Genomic DNA, 7213 nt, shown 5'->3' on the forward strand with positions numbered 1-7213 from the left:
GTTTTTAGGCCTCGCGTGGATCGCGAGCAGCGGCAAAAAAAGAATTAAGATCCGCCCAATTGTTGTTATGCTCATTTTGCAATTTATTCTTGGCTACATTCTCCTCAATACCGGGATAGGGAATTTCCTCGTAGGAGGATTTGCAAAAGGTTTCGGTTACCTGCTTGAATACGCGGCAGAGGGAATTAACTTTGTGTTTGGCGGCTTGGTGAATGCGGACCAAACGACATTCTTTATGAATGTTCTCTTGCCAATCGTGTTTATTTCCGCTCTGATCGGGATTCTGCAAAAGTGGAAAGTCCTCCCGTTTATTATTAGATATATCGGCCTTGCCCTCAGCAAGGTAAACGGTATGGGAAGATTGGAATCGTATAACGCAGTGGCTTCTGCGATTTTAGGGCAGTCAGAAGTATTTATCTCCTTGAAGAAAGAACTCGGTCTTTTAAATCAGCAGCGCTTGTACACGCTTTGCGCATCTGCGATGTCAACTGTATCAATGTCGATTGTCGGCGCGTATATGACAATGCTGAAACCGGAATATGTTGTAACAGCGCTGGTCTTGAACTTATTTGGCGGTTTCATAATTGCTTCTATTATTAATCCGTACGAGGTTGCAAAAGAAGAGGATATGCTTCGTGTTGAGGAAGAAGAAAAACAATCCTTCTTCGAAGTGCTCGGAGAATACATCCTTGACGGTTTCAAAGTAGCGGTTGTCGTCGCTGCGATGCTGATTGGATTTGTCGCGATTATTGCCTTGATCAATGGCATTTTTAATGCAGTATTCGGTATTTCGTTCCAAGGCATTCTTGGATATGTGTTTGCTCCATTCGCTTTTCTTGTCGGTATCCCATGGAATGAAGCTGTTAATGTTGGAAGCATTATGGCAACAAAAATGGTATCGAATGAATTTGTCGCCATGACGTCGCTTACGCAAAACGGTTTCCATTTCAGCGGCCGTACAACAGCGATCGTATCGGTATTCCTTGTGTCATTTGCGAACTTCTCCTCAATCGGAATCATTGCCGGTGCCGTAAAAGGACTGAATGAAAAGCAAGGAAATGTCGTCGCTCGTTTCGGCTTGAAATTATTATACGGTGCTACGCTTGTCAGCTTTTTATCAGCAGCAATTGTGGGCTTGATTTACTGAACTTAATCGAAAAGGATCGGTGACCAAACATGAGAATGGTAGATATCATCATCAAAAAACAAAACGGAAAAGAACTCACCACTGAAGAAATTCAATTTTTCGTGAACGGCTACACAGACGGAAGCATTCCTGATTATCAGGCAAGCGCGCTTGCTATGGCGATTTTCTTCCAGGATATGAGTGACCGTGAACGCGCGGACTTGACGATGGCTATGGTGAACTCCGGTGAAACGATTGATCTTTCTGCCATTGAAGGAATTAAAGTGGATAAACACTCCACCGGCGGCGTCGGCGACACGACAACACTCGTTCTCGCTCCGCTTGTTGCGGCTCTTGACGTGCCGGTTGCCAAAATGTCCGGCCGCGGCCTCGGCCATACGGGCGGCACGATTGATAAGTTAGAGGCAATCGACGGCTTCCACGTGGAACTGACGAAGGATGAATTTATTAAACTTGTGAACCGCGACAAGGTTGCGGTCATCGGCCAAAGCGGCAATTTAACGCCGGCTGATAAAAAACTGTACGCGCTTCGTGATGTAACGGGAACGGTCAATTCCATTCCGCTCATTGCAAGCTCGATTATGAGCAAAAAAATCGCTGCCGGGGCGGACGCCATCGTGCTTGACGTAAAAACGGGAGCGGGCGCCTTCATGAAAACAGAAGAAGACGCAGCTGAACTTGCCAAAGCGATGGTACGCATCGGAAATAACGTCGGCCGTCAAACAATGGCTGTCATTTCAGACATGTCCCAGCCACTCGGCTTTGCGATCGGAAATGCGCTTGAAGTCAAAGAAGCGATCGACACGCTCAAAGGCGAGGGACCCGAGGATCTTCATGAGCTTGTCTTAACGCTCGGCAGCCAGATGGTTGTGCTTGCGAAAAAAGCCGATACATTGGACGAAGCGAGAGCGAAGCTGGAAGAAGTCATGAAAAACGGCAAAGCACTTGAGAAATTCAAGGATTTCCTGAAAAACCAAGGCGGCGACAGCTCAATTGTTGACGATCCGTCTAAGCTTCCGCAAGCCGCATATCAAATTGATGTGCCTGCCAAAGAAGCGGGTGTCGTCTCTGAAATCGTTGCGGACGAAATCGGCGTCGCGGCGATGCTGTTAGGTGCCGGTCGCGCCACAAAAGAAGATGAGATCGATTTAGCCGTCGGCATCATGCTCCGCAAAAAGGTCGGCGACAAAGTAGAAAAAGGCGAACCGCTCGTGACACTTTACGCCAACCGCGAAAATGTTGATGAAGTCATCGCAAAAGTCTATGACAACATCCGCATCGCCGCGGAAGCGAAGGCGCCGAAGCTGATTCATACGTTGATTACTGAATAAAAAAAGCACATCCCATCCTGAGTGGGGTGTGCTTTTTTGATTAAAGGATGTGATCAGCCTGATATTCCTCTTGGCTGATTTTTTTCGCTTTTGTAACACTTCTTTTGAAATGGTAGATCAGATAGCAAAGGATGATACAAGGAACTCCGCTCCATCGTGTGAATGTTCACGCTATGTTTTTTTGCATATGCTTCATAGGCCTGGCTGTTGCTGAATTCTCTGATACCCAGCTGGATCAAATGTTGACCTTCAATGATCTCTTCATCCAAAAGGCGGCGGAAGGGGGTGCCGTTTGTCGGCCCCCCGTCCTCCGTATTGCGAACATCGTGATGGGCATCAAATTGAATCACCGCTGTCGTTCCTTTTGTTTGTGCTATCGCTTTTATTGTGGAGTAGCTGATAGAGTTATCTCCCCCAAGTATGAGCGGCACCCAATCCGGATGGTCCGAAAGCAGAGCGTGCATGGTTTGGAAAATGTGATGATGTGACTTTACGATATCAGTGACATGAATATCGATATCCCCCAGGTCATATAGAAGCTCTGATACGACGTGCTCTCCAAGCTCAGCAGAATAGGCTGATGAATGTTTCAGAGCCTGGCGTATTGTTCCGGGTGCAAAGGAAGCGCCTGAATGACTGATGGAGGATTTTGATAGGGGGACACCTATCAACGCCGGTCCCTTAATGTCCTGGCCGTCCCATGTTGCGATCAGGTCGCTCATTTTTGTGACATCCCGGTCTTTAAACGAAGATCCGGCCTCTCTGAGAAAAGGGTACTTATCCAAGAATGGCTCCCTCCCTGTTGACAACAATTGTTCCGTTTTTCATGACTTGATGTACATGATTGACCCCGTAGTGATACGGAATATACATATAGTTCGAGGCTTGCCAAATGACTAGATCAGCTGAGCGGCCGACTTTGAGCTGACCGGCTTCCTCTCCTTTCCCTATGGCGTATGTGGCATTGACTGTGACCGCGTGCCAAATTTCTTCTGCAGTCATTTTCAGATGAAGCGCGGCAATCGACATGATCAGCTGGATATTTTCAGTCGGCGAGCTGCCAGGGTTAAAATCCGTTGCCAAGCTGACACATACCCCTTCATCAATCATAGCTCTTGCCCTGGCGTATGTGCTTTTGCCAAGATAAAATGTCGTGCCCGGCAAGAGGACGGCGATCGTTCCTGCCTCAGCCAATTTCTTTATGCCTTCGTCCGATGCACCTACCAAATGGTCGGCTGAGACGGCCTTTAGCTCACCTGCTAATTCAGCGCCTCCAAGCGGATCGATTTCATCTGCGTGTATTTTTAATCCGAAGCCCGCCTCAGCTGCTTTTTGTAAATAACGGCGGGATTGGCTGACTGTAAAAACGCCTGTTTCTGTAAAAATATCAGCAAAGCTGGCGAGCTCCTGCTCTTTGATTTCCGGCAAAAGGGAAAGCATTTGATCCAGAAATTCATCTGGATCGTTTTGATATTCGGGAGGAATCGCATGGGCTCCCATAAATGTGGAAACAAGGTCAACAGGCTGGCTTTCATGCAGTTTTTTTGTGACAAGCAATTGTTTGAGCTCTGTCTCTTTTTCCAAGCCGTAGCCGCTTTTCACTTCTGCTGTGGTTGTGCCGTAGGACAGCATTTTTTGCAGATGAAAATGGGCTTTTTGCAGCAGCTCTTCTTCTGAAGCCGCCCTGGTATCCTTGACTGTAGACAGAATCCCGCCGCCCTGCGCCAGAATATCCAAATATGAAATGCCCTGAAGCTTAAGGTTCATCTCCTTTTCACGAGATCCGCCAAATACAAGATGGGTGTGCGGATCAACGAGGCCGGGCGTTACAAGGCGTCCCGAACAGTCAATGATTTCGTCTGCCTCGTAACCGGCTTCAGCCCCTTTTTGTCCGGCGAACACAATTTTCTGTTCATGAATGCCGACAACAGCGTCTTCGATCACATGAAGATCCTGCATGCTTTTGCCTGCCCGCGGACCGCTGCTTTCCATCGTCAAAAGCTGACCGATGTTGATGAGAATCGTATCAATTTGCTTTGGCATGTCATCACTCCTTTATTTTTGCATCGGCACGATAATGTCCTGTTCCTTCGCTACTTCAACGGCACGTTCATAACCCGCATCCGCATGACGGATAATGCCCATTCCCGGGTCGCTCGTTAAGACCCGCGCGAGCCGCTCGTCAGCCAGCTCACTTCCATCGGCCACTGCAACCATGCCGACATGCAGGGAATAGCCCATTCCGACACCGCCGCCATGGTGGAAGGAAACCCAGCTTGCACCCGCCGCCGTGTTGACAAGCGCATTTAGCACATCCCAGTCACCAACAGCGTCACTTCCGTCCTTCATCGCTTCTGTCTCCCGGTTTAGAGAGGCGACAGACCCGCAGTCCAAATGATCTCTCCCAATAACGACAGGCGCTTTTAGCTCCCCGCTTCTAACCAGCTCGTTAATGGCGAGGCCCATCTTTTTTCGTTCTCCATATCCAAGCCAGCAAATACGGGACGGCAAGCCTTGGAAGGTGACTTTTTCCTGTACCATATCAATCCAGCGGTGAAGGGCTTTATTTGTTGGGAACAGCTCTTTTAATAACGCATCCGTACGGTAAATATCTGCCGGATCTCCGGAAAGCGCCGCCCAACGGAACGGCCCTTTTCCTTCACAGAATAAGGGGCGGATGTAGGCAGGGACAAAACCCGGAAAATCGAAGGCATTCTCCAGCCCTTCATCCTTTGCGACTTGCCGGATATTGTTGCCGTAGTCAAATACAATAGAGCCCTTTTGCTGAAAGGCCAGCATGGCTTCGACATGTTTTTTCATGCTTTGCTTCGCAAGGCGCACGTAAAGCTCTGGATTGTCTTGACGCAAACGGTCAGCTTCATCAAGGGAGTAGCCTTCGGGAACATAACCGATTAAAGGGTCATGGGCAGATGTCTGATCTGTCACAATATCAATGTTGACGCCTCGGTTCAAAAGTGTGTGATGCACCTCAGCCGCGTTTCCGAGAAGCGCAATGGACAAAGGTTTTCCTGCCAGCTTTGCCTCTTCAGCCCAAGCTAAGGCTTCCTCAATCGATGCTGTTTTTCGATCGCAGTATTTTGTTTCGATCCGCTTGTCGATGCGTTTCTCGTCAACCTCGACGGCAATAACGACGCCTTCATTCATCGTGACAGACAGCGGCTGTGCGCCTCCCATTCCGCCGAGACCCGCTGTCAGCGTCAACGTTCCTTTTAAGCTGCCCCCAAAGTGCTGTCGCGCCAGCTCAGCGAAGGTTTCATAGGTTCCTTGCAATATGCCTTGTGAGCCAATGTAAATCCAGCTGCCAGCCGTCATCTGTCCGTACATCATTAACCCTTTTTTCTCAAGTTCGTGGAAATGCTCCCAGTCTGCCCACTTCGGAACAAGAACAGAATTTGCTAGGAGCACGCGCGGGGCCTGCGGGTTTCTTGCAGCTCTTATCATGGCCTTCACCCTCCCAAACTACGTCTATGCACAAAAACCTATATTTAAAGAAGTCAGCGTCCATGACCCTTCCATCATTGAAACAAACGGCACCTTTTATGTTTTTGGATCTCATCTCGCTTCCGCAAAAACAAATGACCTCATGCAATGGCAGCAGCTGACCACCAGCGTAAGCAACGACAACCCACTTATCCCGAATGTCTATAAAGAATTAAAAGAAACCTTCGAATGGGCGCAATCCGATACTCTTTGGGCGGCTGACGTCACGCAGCTGGCGGACGGCAAATACTACATGTACTACAACGCCTGCCGCGGCGACTCGCCTAGGTCCGCCATGGGTGTTGCCGTTGCTGACAATGTCGAAGGCCCATACAAAAACAAAGGCATCTTTTTGAAATCAGGAATGGAAGGCACAAGCAACGATGGAACACCGTATGACGCAACCAAACACCCGAATGTCGTCGACCCGCATACCTTCTTTGATAAAGACGGCAAGCTATGGATGGTGTACGGATCATACTCAGGCGGCATTTTCATACTTGAAATGAATCCGAAAACGGGCTTCCCGCTTCCTGGACAGGGATACGGGAAAAAACTGCTCGGCGGCAACCACAGCAGAATCGAAGGCCCGTATGTTCTCTACAATCCAGACACCCAATACTACTACTTATACCTATCATATGGCAGTCTCGATGCAACAGGCGGCTACAACATCCGTGTGGCCCGCTCCAAGAAACCGGACGGCCCTTACTATGATGCAGAAGGCAATCCAATGCTCGACGTCCGCGGCAAGGGAGGCACATTCTTCGACGACCGTTCCATCGAACCATACGGCGTCAAACTCATGGGCAGCTACACTTTTGAAACAGAAAATGAAAAAGGCACCGGGTACGTCTCACCAGGCCACAACTCCGCATATTATGACGAGAAAACCGGGCGTTCCTATTTAATCTTCCACACCCGCTTCCCGGGCAGGGGTGAAGAACACGAAGTCAGAGTCCACCAATTGTTCATGAACAAAGACGGCTGGCCGGTAGCAGCACCATATCGTTATGCGGGCGAAACATTGAAAGAAGTAAAACAAAAAGACATCACAGGAACATACAAACTTATCCAGCACGGAAAAGACATCTCAGCCGACATCAAACAAACCATCAACATCCAGCTCAACAAAAACCACACCATTTCCGGGGAAATGACCGGAACATGGCAGAAAACCGGAAAAAACACAGCCGACATCACGTTAGCAGGCAAGACGTATAACGGGGTATTT

At 48.9% G+C, this 7213-nt stretch carries 4 protein-coding genes and 3 pseudogenes; 3 read left to right on the top strand and 4 right to left on the bottom strand.

Going from position 1 to position 7213, the window contains the following annotated elements; genetic code table 11:
* Together nupC and ACWHAR_RS19325 are read left to right on the top strand one after the other, a co-directional pair.
* A partial coding sequence (gene nupC / locus ACWHAR_RS19320) for a nucleoside permease NupC (protein ID WP_452087570.1) occupies positions 1-1147 on the top strand: 1147 nt, incomplete at its 5' end.
* A 29-nt stretch (positions 1148-1176) separates the two neighbouring features.
* The gene (locus ACWHAR_RS19325; protein WP_003227132.1) at positions 1177-2478 is read left to right on the top strand and encodes a pyrimidine-nucleoside phosphorylase; all 1302 of its coding nucleotides are present in this window, start codon (positions 1177-1179) and stop codon (positions 2476-2478) included.
* A 40-nt stretch (positions 2479-2518) separates the two neighbouring features.
* On the opposite strand, the pseudogene ACWHAR_RS19330 reads toward ACWHAR_RS19325, so the two are convergent.
* The 4 genes and pseudogenes from ACWHAR_RS19330 to hutU all read right to left on the bottom strand — a co-directional run.
* Positions 2519-2626 (bottom strand): annotated as a pseudogene (locus ACWHAR_RS19330) (hypothetical protein); the annotation flags it as partial.
* Between the two features lies 1 nt (position 2627).
* Positions 2628-3263: pseudogene (hutG, locus tag ACWHAR_RS19335) on the bottom strand (formimidoylglutamase); the annotation flags it as partial.
* Positions 3256-4521 carry an imidazolonepropionase gene (gene hutI, locus ACWHAR_RS19340; protein ID WP_452087571.1) on the bottom strand — a complete coding sequence of 422 codons (1266 nt, stop codon included), beginning with the start codon at positions 4519-4521 and terminating at the stop codon, positions 3256-3258. The pseudogene hutG and the gene hutI, both read right to left, overlap by 8 nt.
* 12 nt (positions 4522-4533) lie before the next feature.
* Positions 4534-5922: pseudogene (gene hutU, locus ACWHAR_RS19345) on the bottom strand (urocanate hydratase); the annotation flags it as partial.
* A gap of 16 nt (positions 5923-5938) precedes the next feature.
* Here hutU and abnB point away from each other — a divergent pair.
* Positions 5939-7213 (top strand): arabinan endo-1,5-alpha-L-arabinosidase AbnB (gene abnB, locus ACWHAR_RS19350; protein ID WP_108029264.1); only part of this gene is annotated, 1275 nt, incomplete at its 3' end.

The sequence above is a fragment of the Bacillus sp. LR--39 genome, from assembly GCF_053613335.1.